The sequence below is a fragment of the Micromonospora sp. Utrum1 genome, assembly GCF_057197805.1.
The window spans coordinates 4,707,110-4,728,516 of record NZ_CM170071.1 but is presented as its reverse complement, the minus strand read 5'-3'; the positions used below and the strand labels follow the sequence as shown (position 1 = coordinate 4,728,516).

Genomic DNA, 21,407 nt, shown 5'->3' with positions numbered 1-21,407 from the left:
TGGCCGGCGGTTCGCCGGCCGACCAGGGTGGAAGGGCCGGTCGCGGTCAGCCGGTGAGCGCGCCGGCCAGCGTGTAGCCGACGGTGGCCGCGGTGAGGCCGGCGGCGACGCTGACGAGCGCGTTGGCCAGGGCGTGGCCGCGACGGCCCGCGCGCTGCAGCCGCAGCGTCTCGTAGCTGAGCGTGGACCAGGTGGTCAGCGCCCCGCAGAAGCCGGTGCCGACCAGGGCGGTCACCGCGGGGGAGGCGGGCACCGCGGCCACCGCGCCGAGCAGCAGCGACCCGGAGACGTTGACGGTCAGGGTGCCCCAGGGAAAGGGGGAGCTGTGGCGGGCCTGCACGGCCCGGTCGGTCAGGTAGCGCAGGGGCGCGCCCAGCGCCGCCCCGAGCGCGATCAGCAGGACGGTCACCGGGTCGCCCCGCCCCCGGCCCGGGCCAGCAGCCGGCCGGCCACCGCGTCCCCGGCCCAGACCGCCAGCAGCGCGCCGGCCACGGTCGCCGCCAGGTACGCCAGCGCGATGCCCGGCGCCCCGGCGGCGATCGCCCGCTGGGCGTCGACCGCGTAGGTGGAGAAGGTGGTGAAGCCGCCGAGCACGCCGACGCCGAGGAACGGCCGGACCAGGGGGCCGGGCGGCCGGGCGCTGATCACCGCCATCAGGGCGCCGATCAGCAGGCAGCCGCCGACGTTGATGCCGAAGGTGGCCCACGGGAAGCCGGTGGGCGGGTGCGGGAACGCGGCCTGGAGCCCGGCCCGGGCCAGCGCGCCGAGCACCCCGCCGGCGGCGATGACGCCGAGCACCGCCGCCGGGTGGGCGGCCAGCTCCCGCCGGTCGGCGGGGACGCGCAGGTCGACGTCGGGGTCGACGCGGAACTCGGACGGTCCGGTCACGGTGCCTCCCACCAGCACGGGCATCACTGGCAGGGACCGTTGGCGAGCGTGTCGCGGTTCTCCCGGCGGTTGCGGGACGGCGGGCCCCACCGCCGGTTCCGCCCCCGAGCATAGCGCCGCCCGTCGGCCGCCCGGTCCGCCGGCCGCCGCCACGGGTTGCGTCGATTTCCCGGTCGGCGCCTCCGCCGCCGGTTGCGTCGGTTTCGACCGCGCCGGCCCGGGGCATTCCCCCGAGTCGATCGACCTGCGACGGAAGGGGGTTCGTGATGGCCGGAGGCAGCAGCACAGCCGGCACACGTTCGGCGCGGTCCCGCGCCGCCGGCAACGGAGGCAGCGGCCGCAGCCGGCCGGAGGGCCCACCGTTCCGCAAGCCGGCGTGGCCGAAGGCGTACTCCTTCGCCCTCGTCACGGGGGCGCTCTTCCTCTTCTCGTGGCTCGGCCAGTTCCTCTTCCAGATGGCCGTGGAGAGCAACGAGGCCGGCCAGCACGGGCAGAGCTTCGCCTGGAGCGAGTTCCTGCCGCAGTTCTTCGCCAGCACCTTCGAGAACTGGCAGTCCGAGTTCCTCCAGCTGATCTGGCAGGCCGCCGGTCTGGCCCTCTTCTACTACTGGGGCTCGTCGCAGTCGCGGGAGTCCGACGACCGGATGGAGGCCAAGCTGGACGCGCTGCTGCGCGAGCGAGGGCTCGACCCGGACAACCCCTGACGGTCCGCCGCATCGGGGACCTGACCTGGCAGGACGGGCCGTACGGGCGTACGGTGATCCGCATCGCCCGGCGCGACGCGGCGTCCGGGTCCCGTCGCGCAGGAGGCCACCGTGCAGGACCGCACCCCTCGTCCGGATGAGCTGGAACCCGTCGAACGGGCCGGCGTCGACGAGCTGCGGGCGCTGCAACTCGACCGGCTGCGCCGGTCGCTGCGGCACGCGTACGACAACGTGCCGCACTACCGCCGGGCCTTCGCGGCGGCCGACGTGCACCCCGACGACCTGCGCGAGCTGACCGACCTGGCCCGCTTCCCGTTCACCGGCAAGGCCGACCTGCGGGAGAACTACCCGTTCGGCATGTTCGCCGTGCCCCGGGAGCGGGTCGCCCGGCTGCACGCCTCCTCCGGCACCACGGGCCGCCCGACCGTGGTCGGCTACACCCGCGCCGACCTGGACGCCTGGGCGAAGCTGATGGCCCGCTCGATCCGGGCCGCCGGCGGCCGCCCCGGCGACCGGGTGCACGTGGCGTACGGCTACGGGCTCTTCACCGGCGGGCTCGGCGCGCACTACGGCGCCGAGGAGCTGGGCTGCACGGTCATCCCGGTCTCCGGCGGCATGACCGAGCGGCAGGTCATGCTGATCCGCGACTTCGCGCCGGACGTCATCATGGTCACCCCCAGCTACATGCTGGCCATCGTCGACGAGATGGAGCGCCAGGGCGTCGACCCGAAGTCCACCTCGCTCCAGGTCGGCATCTTCGGCGCCGAGCCGTGGACCGAGGACATGCGCCGGGAGATGGAGCAGCGCCTCGACATGCACGCCGTGGACATCTACGGCCTCTCCGAGGTGATGGGGCCCGGGGTGGCGGTCGAGTGCGTGGAGACGAAGGACGGCCTGCACGTCTGGGAGGACCACTTCTACCCGGAGATCATCGACCCGGTCACCGGCGAGGTGCTGCCCGACGGCGAGCGCGGTGAGCTGGTGCTCACCTCGCTCACCAAGGAGGCCATGCCGGTGGTCCGCTACCGCACCCGCGACCTCACCCGGTTGCTGCCCGGCACCGCCCGCGCCATGCGCCGGATCGAGAAGATCACCGGCCGGACCGACGACATGATGATCGTGCGCGGGGTCAACGTCTTCCCGACCCAGATCGAGGAGCTGATCCTGCGCACACCCGCGCTGTCGCCGCACTTCCAGTGCGTGCTGGACCGGCAGGGCCGGCTGGACACCCTCACCGTCAAGGTGGAGCGGCGGGCCGGGGTGGCCGTCGACGAGGCCGAGCGGGCCGGAATGGCCCTGGTCGAGCAGGTCAAGAACACCATCGGGGTGAGCGTGGCGGTGCAGGTCATCGAGCCGGACGGGGTGGAGCGCTCGATGGGCAAGATGCGCCGGATCGTCGACCAGCGGCGGGGACGCTGACGTGGCGGGCGACGACGGCCGCACCGCGGCCCACGACATGTTCGACGCCGACGTGGCCTCCAAGGGGCTCGGCATCGAGCTGGTCTCGGCCGGCGACGGCGCGGCGGTGGCCCGGATGCGGGTCACCGCGGCAATGCTCAACGGCCACGCCATCGGCCACGGCGGCTTCGTCTTCCTGCTCGCCGACACCGCGTTCGCGCTGGCCTGCAACAGCCACGGCCCGGCCACCGTGGCCGCCGGCGGCGAGATCAGCTTCCTCCGCCCGGTCCGCGAGGGCGACCTGCTGGAGGCCCGGGCCAGCGAGCGGGTCCGCTACGGCCGCAGCGGCATCTACGACGTGACGGTGTCGCGGGACGGCGAGGTGGTCGCCGAGTTCCGCGGCCGCAGCCGCACCATCGCCCGCGACTGACCGGCGCGCCGAGCGGTCCACCCGTCGGGCGCGGGCCAGGATGGGCCATGGCACACATCCTGCTCCTGCACTCGGTCTACGGGCTGCGGCCCGCCGTGCTGGCCGCCGCCGACCGGCTGCGCGCCGCCGGGCACCGGGTCGCCACCCCCGACCTGTACGAGGTGCCGGCCGCGGAGTCCGTCGAGGCTGGTTTCGCGCTGTTCGACAAGATCGGCCAGGACACGGTCCTCGACCGGGCCCGGACGGCGGCGGCCGAACTGCCCGCCGAGACCGTGCTGGCCGGCTTCTCGATGGGCGCCGGCGTCGCCGGGGCGCTGCTCGCCGAGCGGCCGCGGGCGGCGGCGCTGCTCCTGCTGCACGGCACCGGCGGCGCGCCGGAATCGGTGCGCCCCGGGCTGCCGGTGCAGCTGCACCTCGCCGATCCCGACGAGTACGAGACACCGGACGAGGTGGACGAGTGGCAGCGGGCGATGACCGCGGCCGGCGCCGAGCTGACCGTGCACCGCTATCAGGACGCCGGGCACCTGTTCACCGATCCCGACACGCCCGACCACGATGCCCGGGCCGCCGCGCTCACCTGGGACCGCGTCCTGGCGTTTCTCGCCGAACACTGACTCACGGCCGGCCGCCTCGCCGGCCGGCGCCCTCGTGGCGAGCTGCGCCGCGGCTCGACGGTCCGCGACGACGTCCGGGCCGGAGTGGCCCCGTGCCCGCTCCGGCCCGGACGTCGCGTTCAGGCCGCGAGCACGGGCACGCCGGTTCCGTCGGCTCGCGATGGTCGGGCCGGAGCGGGCACGGCGACCGGCCGTCCCTGGACGGCGCGACGCGGACTCGGCGGCCCGACGGTCGGCGGTCGGCCGCTCAGCGGTCCGACTTGTCCGTCCGGCTCCCGCGACGTCCCGCCCGGTAACGCGTCCACGAGCCCCGGGAACAGCGCGAGCCGCCCCCGCACCGGCCGGCCCGACCGGTTCCCGCCGGCCGGCGCCGCGCCGCCCCGCTCGCCGGACCGCCCGGCGGAGGCGCCCCCCGACACCCCCGCCGACCGGCCCGCCACGACGGCGGCCGGCTCCGCCACGACGGCGGCCGGCTCCGCCACGACGGCGGCCGGCTCCGCCACGACGGCGGCTCGCGCCGCCACGACGGCGGCTCGCGCCGCCACGACGGCGGCCCGCTCCGGCACGACGACGGCCCGGTCCGGCACGACGACGGCGGCCGGCGCGGCGGTTCCCGCTGCCGGTCCGCCCGCTGCCGTCGCACCCGACGCCGGGCCGGCGGCCCGCGGGACCGGCGCCGGTCGGGCCCCTCCACCCGACCGGTGCCCCGTCCCTGCCGGGCAGGCCGCCCGGCCGGCGGCGACTCGGGCGGCGACGCCGTCCGGCCCCGTCCCGGCCGGGCGGACCGCCGTTTCGGCGGCCCGAAGTCGGCGGGTGAACTCCGCCCGGACCGCGCGGGGCAGCCGGTGCGCGGCCACCCGGGCCACCGCGGGCTCGGCGACCGCGTACCGGCCGGCGGCGGTGCGGCGCAGCAGGCCCGCGTCGACCAGCGCCCGCAGCAGCGGCCGGGTGCGCCCGGCCGTCCAGCCGAGCATCCGCTCCACCGTGCCGGGCGCCACCTCCGCGCCCGGGGCCGCGGCGGCCATCAGCACCGCCCGCTGCTCGCCGTCCAGCCGGTCCAGCCGCGCGTCGACGAGGCGGCGGACCGGCTCGGGCACCCCGGCCGGCTCGCCGTCGGCGTCGGCCGCGCCGGCGTACGCGGTCGCGACGGCCGGGTTGCCGCCGACCAGCGGCAGCAGCTCCGCGGCCGGCGCGGTGGGCCGGCCGGCCCGGTCGAGCAGGTGCCGCAGCATCCGTCCGGTGTCGACGGTGCCCAGCGCGGGCAGCGGCACCCGGCGCCGCCGGCCGGCCGCCCCGGGCAGCAGATCGGCCCAGCCCGGACCGTGGGTGGCCACCACCGCGAGCGGCAGCCCCCGCTCGCTCGCGGCGGCGAAGAGCCGGTGCAGGAACCGGTTCAGCGCCGGTGCGGCCCGGTCCAGGTCGTCCACCGCCACCACCGTCGGCTGGCCGGCGGCCAGGTCGAGCAGGACCTCCCGCCACACCTCGGCGCCGCGGGCGGCCGCCCCGGCGTCACGCGGCGCGGCCAGGAACTCGGCCAACGCGTGCGCCGCCGTGCCGCGCCGGGCCGGCGGCAGTCCGTCCAGTGCGGTGGCCAGGCGTCGGCGTACGGTCTCCGGCGGGTGGGTGTCGCGGAGCCCGGCGAGGGCGCGGACCATGTCCGCCAGCGGCGCCAGCTCGCCGTCCGGGAACGGCGGACAGTGCGCGACGCACCAGCGCACCCGGACACCGTCCACCGTCGACACCGAGCGGACGAGCTCGTGCAGCATCCGGCTGCGCCCGCTGCCGGCCGGGCCGACCAGCGAGATCCAGCGTGGCCGCCGCTCCCGCACGGCGCGGGTGATCTCGTCACCGGCAGTGGCCAGCTCGCGCCGGCGGCCGACCAGCGGGCCGTGGTGCCGGGCCGGCCGGTGCCGGGCCACCCCGGAAACCCGCCAGACGTCCAGCGGCACCGCCTTGCCGGCCACCGTCATGGCGGCCAGCGGGCGCTGGTCCACGAGGCCGGCGACGGCCCGCCGGGTGGCCGCGCAGACCACCACCCCGCCGGGCGGGGCGTACTCCTGGAGCCGGGCGGCCGTGGTGATCACCGCGCCGCTGGCCGCGCCGTGCCCGCCGTCCCGGGTGGCGGCCAGGTCGACCAGCACCTCGCCGGTGGCCACGCCGACCCGCACCCGCAGCCGGGTGCCGGCCGGCAGCCGCCGGTCCAGCGCGGCCTGGATCTCCAGCCCGGCGCGTACCGCCCGGTAGGCGTCGAACCCGTCGGAGCCGTGCGCCCCGAACAGCGCCATCACCGCGTCACCGACGTACTTCTCCACCACGCCGTGCCACCGGCGCAGCACTGCGGCCACCGTGCCGAAGTACGCCTGTTGCAGCGCCCGGACGTCCTCCGGGTCGAGCCGCTCGACCAGCGCGGTCGACCCGACGATGTCGGCGAAGAGCACGGTGACCGTACGGCGCTCCACCGGCACCGGCCAGCGCGCGACGGTGACGCCTTCCCGACTGCCCACGGGCGTGGTGATGGGCATCGCACCCCCCTTTCCCCGGTCCGGTGCCTGACGACCTCCGGAGACTTTCACCACCGGGTCCTCCGGGGATCGGTAGGACGACGTATGTCGACCACCCGCAACCATTAGTCGCAATGTCGACGCGAGGAGTACCACAAGGGTGCTGAGCCCGTAGAACGGTGCGGGGAGCTGTGACTAGGCTGCGAGACATGGCCAGCGATGTGGACACCGCGCCGCTCGTCGGCCGTGCCGACACGGTGGCGGCGCTCCGGTCGGCGCTGCTCGACGACGTCGCCCCCGGGCAGACCGCGGCGGTGTTCCTCACCGGCGAGAGCGGGGTGGGCAAGACCCGGCTGCTGGCCGAGGCCGTCGAGCGCCTGCGGGACGCGGGCGCGCTGGTCCTCACCGGCGCCTGCCTCGACATCGGCGACGCCTCCCCGCTGCATCCGCTGCGCCAGGCGCTGCGCCGCCTCGACGCCGACCTGACCGAGGCGCGCACCTCCTCCGCGGTCCGCGGCCTGCTCCAGGTCTTCGACGAGGAGACTCCGGGCCCGGACGGCGCGGGCGCGTTGCTGGAGCGGGTCTCCCGCGGCCTGCACCTGGTCGCCGGCGGGCGGCCGCTGGTGCTCGTCCTCGACGATCTCCAGTGGGTCGACCGGAGCACCCGCCAGCTCCTGCTCTATCTGCTCGCCGGCCTGGGCGACCTTCAGCTGTCGGTGCTCGCCGCGATCCGGGCCGAGTCGTTGCAGGGCGCGCACCCGCTGCGCCGGGTGCTCACCGAGCTGCGCCGGCTGCGCTCGGTCCGGGTGGTCGACCTGGCGCCGCTGGACCGGGCCGGCACCGACGAGCTGGCCGCCGCGGTCGTCGGCGCGCCGCTGGCTCCGGAGGCCGCCGACCAGCTCTGGCAGCGCAGCGGCGGGAACCCGTTCGTGGTGGAGGAGTTGGCCCGCGACCTGCGCGACGGCCACGATGGCCTTTCCGACACGCTGCGCGAGGTCTTCCTGGCCCGGGTCGACGCCCTGCCGCAGCCGGCGCACGCCGTGGTGCACGCGGTCGCCGCCGGTGTCGAGCCGGTCGAGCACTGGCTGCTGGCCCAGGTGGTCCGCCTGCCGGAGGAGCAGCTCATCGAGGCGGTCCGGGAGGCGGTGGCGCACCGGCTTCTGGTCGGCGCCGACGAGGGCTACCGGCTGCGGCACCGCCTGGTCGCCGAGGTGCTGGCGCACGAGCTGCTCCCCGCCGAGCGGGCCGCCCTGCACCGGCGCTACGCCGAGGCGCTCACCTCGGCCACCGCCGAGCTGCACCAGGCCCGGCTGGCCCACCACTGGCGGTTGGCCGGTGAGCCCGCCCGAGCGCTGCCGGCCGCGATGGCCGCCGCGCGCGAGGCCGAGCGGCTGCACGGCTACGCCGAGGCGCACCGCCACTGGTCGGCGGCGTTGAGCCTGGCCGGCACTCCGGCCGCCGTGCCGCCCGACGGCGGCCGGCCCGAGCCGGTCGAGGTGGACCGGGCCGAGCTGCTGACCCACGCCGCCGAGTCGGCGCACCACTGCGGCGAGCACGCCCGCGCGCTGGCCCTGCTGGAGGAGCTGGCCGCCGACCCGGGGGGCCCGCCCACCTGCGCCCTGCACATCCGGCGGGCCCGCTACCTGGCCGCCGCCGGCCGTTCCGCCCCGGCCGAGGCCGAATACCGGCGGGTGCTCGCGGCGGCCGACTGCACGCCCCGGGAACGGGCCACCGCCGCCGCCCACCTGGCCGAGCTGCTGCTGCATCTGGGCCGCTACGCCGAGGCCGGCGACCAGGCCCGGGAGGCGCTCCGGCTCGCGGCCGAGGTCGAGGGCGCGGCCTCCGAGGTGGTGCTGGCCAGCGCCGCGCTCGGCTTCAGTGAGGCCTATCTGGAGGATCCGGACGCCGGGCTGGCCGTCATGCGGCAGGCGCTCGACACCGCCGAGCGCTCCGGCCGGCCGGAGGACGTGGCCTGCGCGTACCTGCACCTGGCCGAGCTGCTCACCGGGCCGCTGAACATCCTGGAGGAGGGCGTCGTGGTGGCCCGCCGGGGTGCCGAACGGGTCGCCGAGCTGGGGCTCGGCCGCACCTGGGAGACCCGGCTGCTGGCCATCGCCACCAACGGGCTGTTCCGGGTGGGGCAGTGGGCCGAGGCGGAGAAGGTCGTCGCGGCCGCGCTGCGGCACCGCCCGTCGGGCGCCGACGCGGTCGAGCTGCTGCTCGCCCGGTGCCGGCTCTCCGTCGGCTACGGCGACGTCGAGGCCTCCGACCGCGACCTGGAGGCGGTCGCCACCGTGCTGGCCGGCGGCGGGGCCCGGCACGTGCTGCCGATGCTCATCCTGCGCGCCGGGCTGGCCATGTGGCAGGGCCGGCACGACCTGGCCCGGCAGGCGGTGCAGCGGGGCCTGACCGAGAGCCGCTCCGACGACGTCATCGTGCTGGCCACCCTGGCCTGGCACGGGCTGCGCGCCGAGGCGGAGGCGGCCGCCAGCCGCACCGTCGAGGTGGACCCCAACGCGGTCCGCCGGCTGCGCGAGGTGGTCGACCGGGTGGCCCGCAAGAGCGGGAAGGCCGGCGCCCCGGTGCGGTACGTCGCCGACGCGTTCCTCGCCCTCTGCGCCGCCGAGCTGAGCCGGCTGGACGACGGCCGGGGCGACCCGGAGCTGTGGGCCCGGGCGGCCACCGAGTGGGACCGGCGCCACCACCCCTACCCGGCGGCCTACTCGCGGCTGCGGCAGGCCGAGGCGCTGCTGGCCCGGCGCAGCCGGGTGGCCACCGCCGGCAAGCTGCTGCGGCAGGCCCACGAGACGGCCCAGGCGCTCGGCGCGGTGCCGCTCAGCGCGGAGATCCGTACCCTGGCCGGGCGGGCCCGGGTGGCCCTGGACGACGGTCCGGCCGCCGCCCGTCCCGTGCCCCGCCCCCGGGCCGCCGCGCCGGCCGCGTCCACGGTGGACGAGCTGGACGTGCTCACCGCCCGGGAGCGGGAGGTGCTGGCCGCGGTCGCCGAAGGGCTGACCAACCGCGAGATCGGCCAGCGGTTGTTCATCAGCGAGCGGACCATCGGCGTGCACGTGTCGCACATCTTCGACAAGCTCCAGGTCCGCACCCGCGTCCAGGCCAGCGCCATCTTCCTGCGCAACGGTCCCGAGTAGCCGTACGTCGGCAATACGTCGTTCTACTGATCCGGCCGGCGTACGCCGGCTGGAAGGCTGTCCAGCGTCGGGTGGCGTCGTGGGGGCGCCGACCACTGTGGAGGAGAGATGACCGAACCGGTGTGGGGTCCCGTGCACCAGGACATCGTCGGGCTGCTCGCCGACCACCCCGCCGACGTGCCGGCGGTCGTCGACCATCTCACCAAGCTCCAGGACCTGCTGGTCCGGCTGCCTCCGCTGGAGGAGAGCTGCCCGCTGGCCGATTTCAACAAGCTCTACCTGGTCATCACGTCCACGGTGCTCGACGGCCTGTACGACGACCGCTTCACCGACCCGGCCTTCCTGGCCCGGCTCGACGTGGAGTTCGCCGCCCGCTACTTCGACGCGCTGCGGTTCTGGACCGACTCCCACCCGAGCACCCCGAAGGCGTGGTCGTGCCTGTTCCAGCGGATGCGCGGCCCGGACGCCCGGCCCCTGCCGTCGGCCGCCGCCGGGGTGAACGCCCACATCAACTACGACCTGCCGTTCGCGCTGGTGACCACCTTCGACAGCCTGGAGTCCGAGCCGGTCGACGGCAGCGACCAGCACCACGACTACCTGGAGATCAACAAGATCTTCGCCGAGCGGATCCCGGAGCTGCGCCGCGGCTACCTGGACCACTGGCAGCTGATGATCGACATGGTGAACGGCGACATCGACGACTGGTACCAGGGCGAACTGGTGGAATACACCCGGAACGTGGCCTGGCGCAACGCGCAGAAGATCTGGCGCTGCCGGCACGACCCGGACGCCCGCGAGTGTGAGCGGATGCGGTTGGACGACAACGCCGCGCTGCTCGGCCGGCTGCTGCTGTCGCCCCTCGGGGCGTTCCTCCAGTAGCCGGGACGGGGGGTCCCCGCGTCCCGCCGTCCGGGCGCGGGACGCGGGGACGCCGCCCGCGGTGCGAGGATGGGCCGGTGGAAGAGGCGCTCCCCGGCAACGTGACCGCCGGGGTGGTCCGGGTCGGCGACACCGTCCGGCGCCCGGCCGGCCCGTGGACCCCCGCCGTCGACGCCCTGCTCGGCCACCTGCACGAGGTGGGCTTCCGCGGCGCGCCCCGCCCGCTCGGCCAGGACGACCGCGGCCGCCAGGTGCTGGAGTACGTGCCGGGGGAGCCGGGCGATCCGGCCGGCACCTACTCCCTCGACGAGCTGGCCTCGATCGGCGCGTTCCTGGCCGACCTGCACCGCGCGACGGCTTCCTTCCCGCCCCCGCCCGGCGCGGTGTGGCAGCCGGCCATCCCACCCGACGGCGCGGAGCTGATCTGCCACCACGACGTGGCGCCGTGGAACCTGGTCCGCTCCGACCGGGGGTGGGTCCTCATCGACTGGGACGCGGCCGGCCCGGGCACCCGGCTCTGGGAGCTGGCGTACGCGGGGCAGAGCATGGCCGGGATGCGCCCGGACCGCCCGCTCGACGAGTCCGCCACCCGGCTGCGCGCCCTGGTCGACGGCTACGGGCTGCCGGCGGCGGACCGGCCGGCGCTGGCCGCGCTGCTCGGCCGCCGGGCCCGGGCCATGGTCGACCTGCTGGCGGCGGGCGCCCGCGACGGGGTGCAGCCCTGGGCGCGGATCCACGCCGAGGACGGGGCGTACTGGCGGGCCACGGCCGCGCTGCTGGACGCCGGGGTGGACCGCTGGACGGCCGCCCTGGCCTGACCGGTCAGCCGCGCCGGGACCGCCCCCGGTACGCCGCGGCGGCGGCCCGGTTGTTGCACAGTTCGCAGCAGTAGCGCTGCCGGCCGGCCCGGGTCCGGTCCAGGTAGGGCGCGTCGCACCCGTCGGCCGCGCAGACGCCGAACCGCTCCGCCCCGCCGGTCGCCGCGGCCCGGGCGAGCGCCCCGGTGACCAGGGCGGCGAACGGCCCGACCGGGCCGGGCCGGGGCAGCGGGGTGAGTCGCAGAGTGCCGTCGGGCCCGGGCTCGACCGCAGTGCCGGCGCTCACCTCGGCCAGCACCCCGTTGAGGGTGGCCACCCGGGCGGCCGGGTCGGGCGCGGCGAAGACCCGGTGGAGCCGGTCGCGCAGTTCGCGCAGCCGGGGCAGGTCCGCGTCGGTGAGCGGGTCGGCGACCTCGGCGAGGCCGAGTTCCCGGGCGGTGGCCCGCAGCCGGGCCACCGATAGCTGATCGACCGGGTCCTGGAGCACCCAGTAGCTGTGCAGCAGCGCGATGGCCAGGCGCAGCGCGGGCTCCAGGGGTGGCACGGCGCTCATCGGCGCCTTCTCGCTCGTCCGGTTGCCGACACGCCCGCCGTCCCTCCGCGCTTGACCGATCGCCGCCCGCCATCCTAGCGTCGTCAGTTATAAAACTCCGTTAAAAACTTATGGAGGTGGCGTATGCGACGTCTGCCCGTCCTCGTGTCCGTGGCGGCGCTGCTGGTCGCCGGCGCGGTGGCCGGCGCCGGCGGGGCCTACGCGGAGGCGCCCGCCGAGCCGGCCCCGGCGGCCGCAGACCACGTGCCGGCCACGGTGGTCCGCGACATCGAGATCCCGGTGGCCGGGCAGCCGGCCGTCCGGGCCTGGCTGGTCCGGCCGCAGCGCTCCGGCGCCGGCCTGGCCGGGGTGCTGGACCTGCACTGGTTCGAGCCGGGCCGGGCCAGCCAGGACCGCGGCGAGTTCCTGGCCGAGGCGACCGTTCTGGCCGGCCGCGGCGTGGTCTCGGTGCTGCCGCAGCTCACCTTCCCCTGGGCGGGCGACCCGGTCGGCGACGCCCGCGACCGGGCCGCGGTCACCGCCCAGCTCGACGCGGTGCAGGCGGCGTACCGGCGGCTGATCGCCGAGCCGGGAGTGGACCGGAACCGCACCGCGGTGGTCGGCCACGACTACGGCGCCATGTACGCCGTCGACCTGACCGCCCGCGAGCCGGGACTGCGCACCGCGGTGCTGCTCGCCCCGGACGCCACCTGGGCCAACTGGTTCGACCGCTACTGGCTCCAGCTGCCGGCCGGGGAGCGGGCGGCCTACCGGGCGGTCTTCGCCGGGCTGGACCCGGTGGACCTGGTGGGGCGGCTCGGCGCCGCGGCGTACCTCCAGTTCGCCGGCGCGGACCGGTTCGTCGGCGCGGAGACCCGCGCGGCCTTCGCCGCGGCGGCGCCGCAGGCCAGGGTGTCGCTCTACCCGCAGGAGGAGCACGACCTGGGCGCCGCCCGCACCCGGGACGACCGGCTGGCCTGGCTGGCCGGCCGGCTGGGGCTGCGCGGATGACCCGAGGCGACCACGGGACCGGCCGGCGCTGGGGGGCGCCGGCCGGTCCCGGCCCGCGGGGGAGCGGCTGGGCCGGCCCGGGCTGACGATGGGGAGCGGCCGGGCCGGCGCGGCCGGGTGTCGGCGCGGCCCGACCGGGTACCCGGCGGCCATGCCGCACACCGAGCCGGTCCGCCGCTTCGCCTTCCGGTTCGACCCGGCGTTCCGGCTGCCCCTGGCCCTGCTCGGTGTGCGGCCGGAGACCGCCCGCGTCGAGCTGGGCCCGGACGACCTGACCGTGCGGTTCGGCCCCTGGCGGCTGCGCACCGCACGGGACAACGTCAGCGGGGTGGAGCTCGGCGGCCCGTACCGCTGGTGGCGGGCGGTCGGCCCGCACCTGTCCCTGGCCGACGGCGGGGTCACCTTCGGCACCGGCGTGGCCGCCGGGGTCTGCATCCGCCTCGCCGTCCCGGTGCCGGCGCTCGCCCCCGGCCCCTGGCCGCGCCACCCGGCCGTCACCGTGACGGTGACCGACCCGGAGGCGCTGCGCGACGCCCTGGCCGGCCCGTCCTGATCCGCTGCTCCGCTTGCCCGGTTCGGCCGGGTCGCGCCCTGGGTACCGCCTACGGTCGATTCAGGGCCTGAAGGGGTGCACATGGCGGAGGCACGGGACGGGGCGCAGCCCCGGCGGACGCGGGGGCGCCGCCACCACGCGCAGTCGACACCGGCGGACCGGGCGCTGCGCGCCGCCCGCGACCCGGAGCGCGGCGACCGCGTCCGCGGGGGAGCCCCGACGGTCCCGGCGCGAGTGGCGAGCCCGGTCCGGCCGGCCGAGCCGGCCAACCGGCTGACCCGCTGGCTGTTCCAGCACCGGGTGCAGCCGGAGGGCCCGGAGACCCGTGAGCCCCAGGCCAAGCGGCACCCCTGGTGGCAGGTGATGTGCCTGACCGGCGTCGACTACTTCTCCACCCTGTCCTACCTGCCCGGCATCGCGGCCGTGGCGGCCGGTGCGCTCAGCCCGCTCGCGACCCTGCTGATCGTGGCGCTGACCCTGTTGGGGATGCTGCCCATGTACCGGCGGGTGGCCCGGGAGAGCCCGCACGGGCAGGGCTCGGTGGCCATGCTGGAGCGGCTGCTGCCGTTCTGGCGCGGCAAGCTCTTCGTGCTGGTGCTGCTCGGCTTCGTGGCCACCTCGTGGATCATCACGATCACGCTCTCCGCCGCGGACGCCACCGTGCACCTGCTGGAGAACCCGATCCTGCCCGAGTCGTTCCCGCACGGCACCACCGCCGCGGTGCTGGTGACCGTGGTGCTGCTGCTCATCCTCGGCGGGGTGTTCCTGATGGGGTTCAGCGAGGCCGTGCAGGTCGCCATCCCCCTCGTCGCGATCTTCCTCGCGCTGAACGCGGTGATCGTGGTGGCCGGCCTGGCCGAGGTCGCCGCCGACGCGGGAACGCTCGGCGACTGGACCGACCGGCTGACCCGGGTCGGCGGCGGGGGCGACGTGCTGGCGACCAGCGTGCTCGCGTTCCCCCTGCTGGTGCTGGGCCTCTCCGGCTTCGAGACCGGGGTCAGCATGATGCCGCTGGTCAGGGGGGACGGCGGCGACGTCGAGCGGCGGCTCGCCGCCCGGATCCGCAACACCCGCCGGCTGCTCACCACCGCCGCGCTGATCATGTCGGTCTACCTGATCGCGACCACCTTCGTCACCACCGTGCTGATCCCGGCGGACGAGTTCGCGCCGGGCGGGAAGGCCAGCGGCCGGGCGCTGGCCTTCCTGGCCCACGAGCACCTGGGCGAGGCGTTTGGCACCGTCTACGACATCAGCAGCATCCTGATCCTCTGGTTCGCCGGCGCCTCCGCGATGGCCGGCCTGATCAACATCGTGCCCCGCTACCTGCCCTCCTACGGCATGGCGCCCGAATGGGGCCGGGCGGTCCGTCCGGTGGTGCTGGTCTACACCGCGATCAGCATCGCCATCACGCTCGCCTTCCGGGCCGACGTCAACGCCCAGGCCGGCGCGTACGCCACCGGCATCCTGGCCATGATGGTCTCCGGCGCGATCGCCGTGACCATCTCCGCCTACCGGGCGCGGCACCGGCTCGCCGCCGGCGGCTTCGCGGTGCTCACCCTGGTGCTGCTCTACGCGCTCACCGAGAACGTCATCGAGAAGCCGGACGGCATCACCATCTCCGGGTTCTTCATCGCCGGCATCGTGGCCGTCTCGCTGATCTCCCGGGTGTCCCGGACCACCGAGCTGCGGGCCGAGCGGATCGAGTTCGACGACGCGGCGCGGCGCTTCATCGCCGAGTCGATCGCCCACGACGGCCGGCTGCACCTGATCGCGAACAAGCGGCAGAGCGGCTCGCTGAAGGAGTACCGGCTCAAGGAGCGCGCACAGCGCGGCATGAACCCGGTGCCCGGGGCCGCCGACGTGCTCTTCCTGGAGATCGACATCAGCGACCCCTCGCGGTTCAGCGAGGTGCTGCGGGTGCACGGGGTGGAGGTCGGCGGATACCGGATCCTGCGCGCCAACAGCCCGGCCGCGCCCAACGCCATCGCGGCCATCCTGCTGGCACTGCGCGACGCCACCGGGGTCCGCCCGCACTGCCACTTCGAGTGGTCCGAGGGCAACCCGATCGCGCACCTGCTGCGCTACCTGATCCTCGGGCGCGGCGACACCCCGCCGGTGGTCCGGGAGATCATCCGCAAGTCCGAGCCGGACCCCAGCCGCCGCCCCGGCATCCACGTCGGTGGTTGAGCGCCGCCGCGGGCCGGCGGCTCCGTCCCGCTCCGACCCCGGAGCGGGTACGCCGACCGCCCGCCGCCCCGGGCTGCGCCCGGCTACCGGTGGCCGATCAGGCGAGGGCGCGTACCTGGGCGAGGAAGCCGTCCGCGCAGAAGTCGAGGAAGCCGTCCGGGTCCGGGCCGGCGTTCTGCAGCACGATGTGGTCGAAGCCGGCCTCGACGTACCCGCGCGCCTTCGCCAGGTGCGGCGCCGGGTCCGGCCCGACCGAGAACTGCTGCCGGATGTGCTGGTCCTCCACCCAGACCGTCGCCGCGTCGAAGTTGACCGGGTTGGGCAGCTCGCTCATCACCTTCCATCCGGTGACCGCCCACCGGCTGGTCTCCTTCGCCGCGCGAACCGCCTGCTCCTCGTCGGCGGCCCAGGCCAGCGGCACCTCCGCGTAGCGCGGCCCCTGCCCGCCGGCCTCGCGGTAGTGCGCCACGATCGACGACTTCGGCTCGGTGGCGAACAGCCCGTCGCCCAGTTCGGCGGCCGTCGCGGCGGAGGACCGTCCGCTGGCCGCCACGGCGATCACCGGCGGGGTCTCCGGCAGGTCCCAGACCCGGGCGTCCTCCAGCTGGAGGTGCCTGCCCTCGTACGACTGGTAGCCGCCCTGCCAGAGCAGCCGGATGATCTCCAGGGCCTCGCGCAGCCGCTCGTGCCGGCCGCGCACGCTCGGGAAGCCCTGCCCGACCACGTGCTCGTTAAGCCGCTCGCCGGCCCCCACGCCCAGGGTGAACCGCCCGTCGGAGATCAGCGCCATGGTGGCCGCGGCCTGGGCGATGATCGCCGGGTGGTAGCGGACCGAGGGGCAGGTGACCCCGGTGGCCAGGCCGAGGGTGCTGGTCTTCGCAGCGATGGCGGCGAGCGCGCTCCAGGTGAAGCAGGAGTGCCCCTGCACCTCCAGCCAGGGGTGGTAGTGGTCGCTCATCTCGACGAAGTCGAAGCCGGCCTGCTCGGCGCGGACCGCCTGGCGGATGAGTTCCTGCGGGCCGAAGGCCTCCGAGGCCAGCTTGTAGCCGATCTGCATCGCCCTGGTCTCCCGTCCCCCGCGCCGCTGGACCGCTGCCCTTCCCACCCGGCGGCGGGGCAAACGCCCGCCCGCCACCGACCGCCGACGGGAGGGACCCAGCCTCCTAGGACGGCCCAGGCGTGGTGACCCGGCGTACGGCGGGCACGGAACGGCCCGCGCACCGGGGGAGCGGGCGCGGGCCGGAATGGTGCGGGGTCAGGCCTACTTGGACGGCTGGGGGAGCTCGCAGTCCACCTTGGGGTTCGCGCCGATGTAGTTCAGCGGGCCGGCCACGATGGTGACCAGGATGGTGCCGGCCTCGGCGCAGTTGGTGTCGTCGTTGCCGTAGTAACCGCGCTGGCCCGCGGCGATGGCGCCGATGATGAGCCAGATGACGACCAGGACGCCGACTATCGAGGTGCCGCGCATGGGTTGCCTCCACTGGGGTTGTGGTGGGTTCGAGGTGGAGGCCATGTACCCAGATCGGGTGAACGGTCAAACGGCGCCGCCGTTGCGGCGCGGCCGATTTCGACCATCGGGGGTGGCTCAGTGCGGCGGCGTGGGGTCCTCCGGCGGCCGGCCCCGGCTGCGCAGGTGGTCGGCGAGGGCCACCCCGCCCAGCACCAGCATCGCCCCGAGAGCGGCGTAGATCGGCGCGAGGAACAGCAGGCCGGGTGCGATGGCGGCCAACGCCAGGACGCCGCCGGGGCGGGAGAGCGACACCCGGCTGAACACCTCGTACTCGAAGGCTGCGCGACCGGCCAGGAAGAGGGCCGGCCCACCGAGGATGACCCCCAGCCAGGCCGGCGGCGTGCGCCCGGTCGGCTCGAGCAGCACCAGGTCGAAGCCCGCCGCGCTGGTCACCACCCCGGCCACCATCAGCAGGTGGGTGTAGGGGGCCGTGTTCAGGAACTTGCTCGGCTGTCTGGACATGGCGATGGCGTGCGGCAGCAGCTCGCCGGACTTGTGCACGTAGATCCGCCAGAGCAGCAGCGTGGTGCCGAACGCGGTGGCGAACGCCGCGAGGTTCTCCGCCTCGGAGTGGTGCAGGCTGAAGACGGTGCCGGTGACCAGGATGGCGTCGCCCAGCGCGATGATGAAGAACTGCTGGTAACGCTCGGAGAGGTGCTCGGCGGTGACGTTGCGCTGGGCGTCCGGCACCACGCCGAGACCGAACACCGGGTACGCGAGCCGGAAACCGAGGTAGTCGATGCCCAGGGCCAGCGCCCAGAGCGCTTCGCGCGCGTGGCCGCCCACCTTGGCGCCGATGATCCAGGGGATCGCGGAGACCGCGAACCAGAGGAAGATGCGGGCCGCCCGGCGCTGGGTCTGCCGGTCCCGCCGGACCGTCGGCATGAGGAACAACCCGCGTCCGAGATGGATCGCCACGTACGTCCCGGCGAAGACCAGCCCGCGGGCGCCGAAGGCCTCCGGGATGGCGGTGGTCATCAGCAGCGCCCCGAACATCACCGCGATGATCAGCAGCTTGATCTCGGGGCGTTGCGGGTCGTACATGTCGGTGACCAGGGTGGTGATCGCCCAGGTCCACCACATCGCCATCAGCATGATCAGGGACTGGAGGCCCCGCTCCCAGCTCACCTCGGTGATCAGGCCGCGCGAGATGAGGGAGAGCGCGACCACGTACACCAGGTCGAAGAAGAGCTCCAGCAGGGTCACCCGGCGCGGTGCCTCGGGATCGCGGACCGGGGGCCGCCGCTCGGCGGGCTGCTCCGGCGTGGCGGTGGGCACGAGCTGCTCCTGCGGTGGCGGGATCGCGCGGCGGGCCCGTCCGGCCCCGCACCCGACCGTAGCGAGCCCGCCCGCACCCGTGCCGGGTTTCCGGCATTCACGCTCGTCCGGGGCGCCGCGCCGGTGACCGGCCGATCAGCCCGCCCGGGCCGACGGCCGCCGGACACGCCGCGGGCCGGCGGTGACCGTCGGTCACCACCGGCCCGGGCGTCGGATCAGGCGTCCTCGCCGGTGCCGACCGGGAGCACCCGCTCGGCCTCGGCGCGGGCACCGGCCAGCACCTTCGCCTGCTGCGACCAGGTCGCCAGGCCCGGCGCGGCGCGCAGGCCGGCGGCCTTGACGGTCTCCCGCAGTACCGGCTCGTCCAGTTCGGCGAGCTGCTGGTAGGTGCGGATGCCGGCGGCCTGGAGGGCCGCAGCCATCTTCGGCCCGATGCCCTGGATCCGCCGGAAGTCGTCCGGGCCGGCGGCGTCCACCTGGGCCGGAGCCGCGTCCTCCACCGCGGCGCGCGGCGCGGGCACCGCCACCGGCGCGACCGGCTCGGTCTCGGCGACCGGCTCGTCGGCCGGCACGGTCACCGGCTCCGCGGCCGGCTCCGGCTCGGTCACGGCGGCCGGACGCGCGACCGGCTCCTTGTCGGCAGCGACCGGCTCCGGCGCGGTCCGGGCCGGCTCGGTCGCCTCGTCGGCAATCGCCGGCTCGGCGCCGGCCAGAGTCACCGGCTGCGCCTCGTCGGCCACCGGCTCGGCCGCGAGGGCCGGCTCCTCGTCGATCCCGGCCGGCTCGGCGACCGTCACCGGCTCGGCGGACGGCAGGGTGGTGGCCTCGGCGGCCAGCGTGGCGGCGGCCGGCGGAGCGTCCTGCTCGACCGGGGCCGCCTCCTCGGTCACCGCGACGGGCGCCGGCACCTCGTCGACCACCGCCTCCGGCCGCTCCCGGTCGACCGTGGCGGTCACCTCGGGCGCCGGGGCGGCGGCACCCTCCACCGTGGGCGTGCCGGTGCCGGCGGCGCTCCGACGGCCGCTCACCACCCACCCGATGACCAGGCCCACCAGCAGGGCCAGGATCACGACCAGCCACTGCCCGAAGCTCGTCGGCATGGCCAACCTCCTCCTATGTACGTGAACGACAATCGCGAGAAAACCCGGGGCAGCTTCGCACACGTACGCGCGCGGCGACAGGGTGGTCGGCGGCTGCCGTCGCTGGTGGGACGGGCGGTGCCGGCCGGTGGCCGCGGGATGACCGAGCGTGTGCCGCGCGGGGCGCGGAAAGGGGCGCCCCGGACCCTGGTGCCGTTCGAGGGTCCGGGACGCCCCGGTCTTCCCGCGGATCGCTCAGCAGATCCGGCCGGGCGCGGGCAGGCCGGCCGCGTCCCAGCTGTAGAAGCAGCCGGCCACGGCGTCGCGGGGGGAGCGCCAGGTGCGCAGGTACGGCGAGATGTGCGCCGACAGCCGCTCGTTGACCTGCTGGTAGAACGGGTTGTCGCGAACCTCGGCGGCCACGTCCGGGTCGACGTCGACCGTCTCCATGAGGTGCACGCACAGGTCGTGCAGGTAGTACAGCGACCGGTGCCGTACGCCGGTGAGGCGGGGCAGTTCGGTGGCGTCGGACTCGGCGAAGATCTGTGCCACCCGGCCCTGCGCCCCCGGCACGATCCGGCTGACGACCAACAGTCGACTCATCGGGCCCCCTTCCGCCGCTGGGTGCGCCGACCCCGGCCCAGGGGGTCGGTCACCGTGCGGTCCACCCTGGCGGGCCGGCTGTCACCTGGCCGTCACGGCCCGTCCCGTGACATTGATGGCCATGGTGACGCCGGTGAGGGTCAGCGGGGGTGCGGCGTGGTGGGTGCGGCCGCGCCGCGCGACGTGGGGCCGGCCGGGCGGCCGGGGGCGTTGGTCCGGTCGGCGCGCCGCGGCGGGGCCTCCCGCCGGCTGGCCCGCCGGATCGGGGCGAGGGTGTCGTCGAGCAGCGCGCACATGGCCGGGGACGGCTCCAGGCGCAGCTCGCGCAGCAGCAGGTCCCGGTAGACGTAGAAGGCGTGCACCGCTTCGAACGCGTTGCCCTCGGCGAGGTGGATGCGGACCACCAGGCGGTGCGGGGTCTCCCGCAGCGGTTCGGCGGCCATCGCCTCCAGCGCCGCCTCCAGCGCCTCGCCGTGCCGGCCGGCGGCGAGGTGGTTGCCGGCGAGCTCCTCCAGCATGTGCAGCCGGAGCTGACGCAGCCGTTCCCGCTCCAGCAGCACCCAGTCGTCGTACCAGCCGGGGAGTAGATCGTGCCGGCCGGCGCCGGCGGCGCCCCGGGGCACCTCGCCCTCGCGTACCCGGGCGGCGGTCGCGACCAGCTCGTCGACGTCGAGGTGGACGGTGGGGCCGAGGCGGACGGTGTCACCGTCGGTGCACAGCGGACAGCAGGGATCCTGCCGGAGCCGCCAGAGCGCGGTGCGCAGCGAGGAGAGTGCCCGGTCCTCGGAGGTCTCGGGCCAGAGCAGCCCGGCGAGGTGGCTGCGGGTGGCGCCCGGGCGCAGCCCGATGAGGGCGATGACCCGTTGCAGCCCCCGGGGCACCACCACCGGGGTGTCGTCGTCGTGGAGCAGCCGGAACCCGCCGAGCAGGTGCAGCGACACCCGTGGGACGGGGTCTCCCGCCGTCGGCATCCTCGATCCACCGGACACGGGTGCACCCCCTGCACGGAACCCTCGTCCCGACCGTCCTCTGTTGCCCGGCTCGGCTGCCCGCGACGCCGGTGTCGGAACGGCTCCGCCGTGGCGGAGAAAGCCCGCTGTGGCCGGGCTGGCCGGTACGGAGGATATCAACACTTGTTACTCTGCGTCAACGGCGCGTCGGTTTGCTGACCGTCCGTAATGGCCGAACGAACGCCCTGTGAACTGCGAAGAAGTGTCGTCATCTATTCGCGAATTCGATCTTCCCACAGCTACCGCACAGTTTGCGTCAA

20 protein-coding genes are annotated in these 21,407 nt (G+C 75.8%); 10 read left to right on the top strand and 10 right to left on the bottom strand.

What is annotated here, in order from left to right; genetic code table 11:
• Positions 1 to 46: 46 nt before the first annotated feature.
• The gene (gene crcB / locus AC0OLQ_RS22245; RefSeq protein WP_484527843.1) at positions 47 to 409 is read right to left on the bottom strand and encodes a fluoride efflux transporter CrcB; all 363 of its coding nucleotides are present in this window, start codon (positions 407 to 409) and stop codon (positions 47 to 49) included.
• On the bottom strand, positions 406 to 900 hold the full coding sequence (locus AC0OLQ_RS22240) for a FluC/FEX family fluoride channel (RefSeq protein ID WP_484532404.1): 495 nt from the start codon (positions 898 to 900) through the stop codon (positions 406 to 408). Before AC0OLQ_RS22240 ends, crcB begins: the two co-directional genes overlap by 4 nt.
• 254 nt (positions 901 to 1,154) lie before the next feature.
• Here AC0OLQ_RS22240 and AC0OLQ_RS22235 point away from each other — a divergent pair, with 254 nt between their 5' ends.
• The 4 genes from AC0OLQ_RS22235 to AC0OLQ_RS22220 all read left to right on the top strand — a co-directional run bounded on the left by AC0OLQ_RS22235 (position 1,155) and on the right by AC0OLQ_RS22220 (position 4,034).
• Positions 1,155 to 1,592, top strand: coding sequence for a DUF6766 family protein (locus AC0OLQ_RS22235; RefSeq protein WP_484527842.1), 438 nt, complete (start codon positions 1,155 to 1,157; stop codon positions 1,590 to 1,592).
• Between the two features lie 111 nt (positions 1,593 to 1,703).
• A complete protein-coding gene (paaK, locus tag AC0OLQ_RS22230; protein ID WP_484527841.1) occupies positions 1,704 to 3,011 on the top strand; it encodes a phenylacetate--CoA ligase PaaK in 1,308 nt (435 codons plus the stop codon).
• 37 nt (positions 3,012 to 3,048) lie between these two features.
• Positions 3,049 to 3,420, top strand: coding sequence for a hydroxyphenylacetyl-CoA thioesterase PaaI (gene paaI / locus AC0OLQ_RS22225; protein WP_357344109.1), 372 nt, complete (start codon positions 3,049 to 3,051; stop codon positions 3,418 to 3,420).
• A gap of 47 nt (positions 3,421 to 3,467) precedes the next feature.
• A complete protein-coding gene (locus tag AC0OLQ_RS22220) occupies positions 3,468 to 4,034 on the top strand; it encodes a dienelactone hydrolase family protein (protein ID WP_484527840.1) in 567 nt (188 codons plus the stop codon).
• 119 nt (positions 4,035 to 4,153) lie between these two features.
• Here AC0OLQ_RS22220 and AC0OLQ_RS22215 read toward each other — a convergent pair whose 3' ends face one another.
• Positions 4,154 to 6,556, bottom strand: a complete 2,403-nt coding sequence (locus AC0OLQ_RS22215; protein ID WP_484527839.1) for an AAA family ATPase — start codon at positions 6,554 to 6,556, stop codon at positions 4,154 to 4,156.
• A gap of 188 nt (positions 6,557 to 6,744) precedes the next feature.
• Between AC0OLQ_RS22215 and AC0OLQ_RS22210 the strand changes: the two genes are divergently transcribed.
• The 3 genes from AC0OLQ_RS22210 to AC0OLQ_RS22200 all read left to right on the top strand — a co-directional run bounded on the left by AC0OLQ_RS22210 (position 6,745) and on the right by AC0OLQ_RS22200 (position 11,384).
• Complete coding sequence (locus tag AC0OLQ_RS22210) at positions 6,745 to 9,687, top strand: ATP-binding protein (RefSeq protein WP_484527838.1); 2,943 nt, start codon at positions 6,745 to 6,747, stop codon at positions 9,685 to 9,687.
• A gap of 108 nt (positions 9,688 to 9,795) precedes the next feature.
• Positions 9,796 to 10,566, top strand: a complete 771-nt coding sequence (locus AC0OLQ_RS22205; protein WP_107078757.1) for a DUF5995 family protein — start codon at positions 9,796 to 9,798, stop codon at positions 10,564 to 10,566.
• 77 nt (positions 10,567 to 10,643) lie between these two features.
• On the top strand, positions 10,644 to 11,384 hold the full coding sequence (locus AC0OLQ_RS22200; protein WP_484527837.1) for a phosphotransferase enzyme family protein: 741 nt from the start codon (positions 10,644 to 10,646) through the stop codon (positions 11,382 to 11,384).
• 4 nt (positions 11,385 to 11,388) lie between these two features.
• Here the strand turns inward: AC0OLQ_RS22200 and AC0OLQ_RS22195 are convergent, their stop codons facing one another.
• Positions 11,389 to 11,937, bottom strand: a complete 549-nt coding sequence (locus tag AC0OLQ_RS22195) for a CGNR zinc finger domain-containing protein (protein ID WP_484527836.1) — start codon at positions 11,935 to 11,937, stop codon at positions 11,389 to 11,391.
• Between the two features lie 123 nt (positions 11,938 to 12,060).
• On the opposite strand from AC0OLQ_RS22195, the gene AC0OLQ_RS22190 reads away from it, so the two are divergent.
• The 3 genes from AC0OLQ_RS22190 to AC0OLQ_RS22180 all read left to right on the top strand — a co-directional run bounded on the left by AC0OLQ_RS22190 (position 12,061) and on the right by AC0OLQ_RS22180 (position 15,667).
• Complete coding sequence (locus AC0OLQ_RS22190; protein ID WP_484527835.1) at positions 12,061 to 12,927, top strand: alpha/beta hydrolase family protein; 867 nt, start codon at positions 12,061 to 12,063, stop codon at positions 12,925 to 12,927.
• A gap of 151 nt (positions 12,928 to 13,078) precedes the next feature.
• On the top strand, positions 13,079 to 13,480 hold the full coding sequence (locus AC0OLQ_RS22185; protein ID WP_357340688.1) for a hypothetical protein: 402 nt from the start codon (positions 13,079 to 13,081) through the stop codon (positions 13,478 to 13,480).
• 81 nt (positions 13,481 to 13,561) lie between these two features.
• On the top strand, positions 13,562 to 15,667 hold the full coding sequence (locus AC0OLQ_RS22180) for an APC family permease (RefSeq protein ID WP_484527834.1): 2,106 nt from the start codon (positions 13,562 to 13,564) through the stop codon (positions 15,665 to 15,667).
• Positions 15,668 to 15,764: 97 nt separating this feature from the next.
• On the opposite strand, the gene AC0OLQ_RS22175 is transcribed toward AC0OLQ_RS22180, so the two are convergent.
• The 6 genes from AC0OLQ_RS22175 to AC0OLQ_RS22150 all read right to left on the bottom strand — a co-directional run bounded on the left by AC0OLQ_RS22175 (position 15,765) and on the right by AC0OLQ_RS22150 (position 21,126).
• Entirely contained in the window at positions 15,765 to 16,724 is a 960-nt protein-coding gene (locus AC0OLQ_RS22175; RefSeq protein WP_484527833.1) for a TIGR03557 family F420-dependent LLM class oxidoreductase, read from the bottom strand.
• Positions 16,725 to 16,928: 204 nt separating this feature from the next.
• Complete coding sequence (locus tag AC0OLQ_RS22170) at positions 16,929 to 17,135, bottom strand: hypothetical protein (RefSeq protein ID WP_355643202.1); 207 nt, start codon at positions 17,133 to 17,135, stop codon at positions 16,929 to 16,931.
• 117 nt (positions 17,136 to 17,252) lie between these two features.
• Positions 17,253 to 18,455 (bottom strand): low temperature requirement protein A, encoded by a 1,203-nt coding sequence (locus tag AC0OLQ_RS22165; protein ID WP_484527832.1) that lies wholly within the window; start codon positions 18,453 to 18,455, stop codon positions 17,253 to 17,255.
• Between the two features lie 215 nt (positions 18,456 to 18,670).
• The gene (locus AC0OLQ_RS22160) at positions 18,671 to 19,555 is read right to left on the bottom strand and encodes a helix-hairpin-helix domain-containing protein (protein ID WP_484527831.1); all 885 of its coding nucleotides are present in this window, start codon (positions 19,553 to 19,555) and stop codon (positions 18,671 to 18,673) included.
• Positions 19,556 to 19,789: 234 nt separating this feature from the next.
• Entirely contained in the window at positions 19,790 to 20,137 is a 348-nt protein-coding gene (locus AC0OLQ_RS22155) for a TcmI family type II polyketide cyclase (protein WP_357340675.1), read from the bottom strand.
• Positions 20,138 to 20,277: 140 nt separating this feature from the next.
• Positions 20,278 to 21,126 (bottom strand): AfsR/SARP family transcriptional regulator, encoded by an 849-nt coding sequence (locus AC0OLQ_RS22150; protein ID WP_484527830.1) that lies wholly within the window; start codon positions 21,124 to 21,126, stop codon positions 20,278 to 20,280.
• Between the last annotated feature and the right edge of the window lie 281 nt (positions 21,127 to 21,407).

Bases quoted from the DNA above. Each gene is read 5' to 3' on its own strand.
- AC0OLQ_RS22220 (WP_484527840.1), top strand. From the start codon at position 3,468: ATGGCACACATCCTGCTCCTGCACTCGGTCTACGGGCTGCGGCCCGCC.
- AC0OLQ_RS22170 (WP_355643202.1), bottom strand. From the start codon at position 17,135: ATGCGCGGCACCTCGATAGTCGGCGTCCTGGTCGTCATCTGGCTCATC.
- AC0OLQ_RS22190 (WP_484527835.1), top strand. From the start codon at position 12,061: ATGCGACGTCTGCCCGTCCTCGTGTCCGTGGCGGCGCTGCTGGTCGCC.
- AC0OLQ_RS22235 (WP_484527842.1), top strand. From the start codon at position 1,155: ATGGCCGGAGGCAGCAGCACAGCCGGCACACGTTCGGCGCGGTCCCGC.
- AC0OLQ_RS22210 (WP_484527838.1), top strand. From the start codon at position 6,745: ATGGCCAGCGATGTGGACACCGCGCCGCTCGTCGGCCGTGCCGACACG.
- AC0OLQ_RS22195 (WP_484527836.1), bottom strand. From the start codon at position 11,937: ATGAGCGCCGTGCCACCCCTGGAGCCCGCGCTGCGCCTGGCCATCGCG.
- AC0OLQ_RS22185 (WP_357340688.1), top strand. From the start codon at position 13,079: ATGCCGCACACCGAGCCGGTCCGCCGCTTCGCCTTCCGGTTCGACCCG.
- AC0OLQ_RS22155 (WP_357340675.1), bottom strand. From the start codon at position 20,137: ATGAGTCGACTGTTGGTCGTCAGCCGGATCGTGCCGGGGGCGCAGGGC.
- paaI (WP_357344109.1), top strand. From the start codon at position 3,049: ATGTTCGACGCCGACGTGGCCTCCAAGGGGCTCGGCATCGAGCTGGTC.
- AC0OLQ_RS22180 (WP_484527834.1), top strand. From the start codon at position 13,562: ATGGCGGAGGCACGGGACGGGGCGCAGCCCCGGCGGACGCGGGGGCGC.
- AC0OLQ_RS22175 (WP_484527833.1), bottom strand. From the start codon at position 16,724: ATGCAGATCGGCTACAAGCTGGCCTCGGAGGCCTTCGGCCCGCAGGAA.
- AC0OLQ_RS22205 (WP_107078757.1), top strand. From the start codon at position 9,796: ATGACCGAACCGGTGTGGGGTCCCGTGCACCAGGACATCGTCGGGCTG.
- AC0OLQ_RS22215 (WP_484527839.1), bottom strand. From the start codon at position 6,556: ATGCCCATCACCACGCCCGTGGGCAGTCGGGAAGGCGTCACCGTCGCG.
- AC0OLQ_RS22160 (WP_484527831.1), bottom strand. From the start codon at position 19,555: ATGCCGACGAGCTTCGGGCAGTGGCTGGTCGTGATCCTGGCCCTGCTG.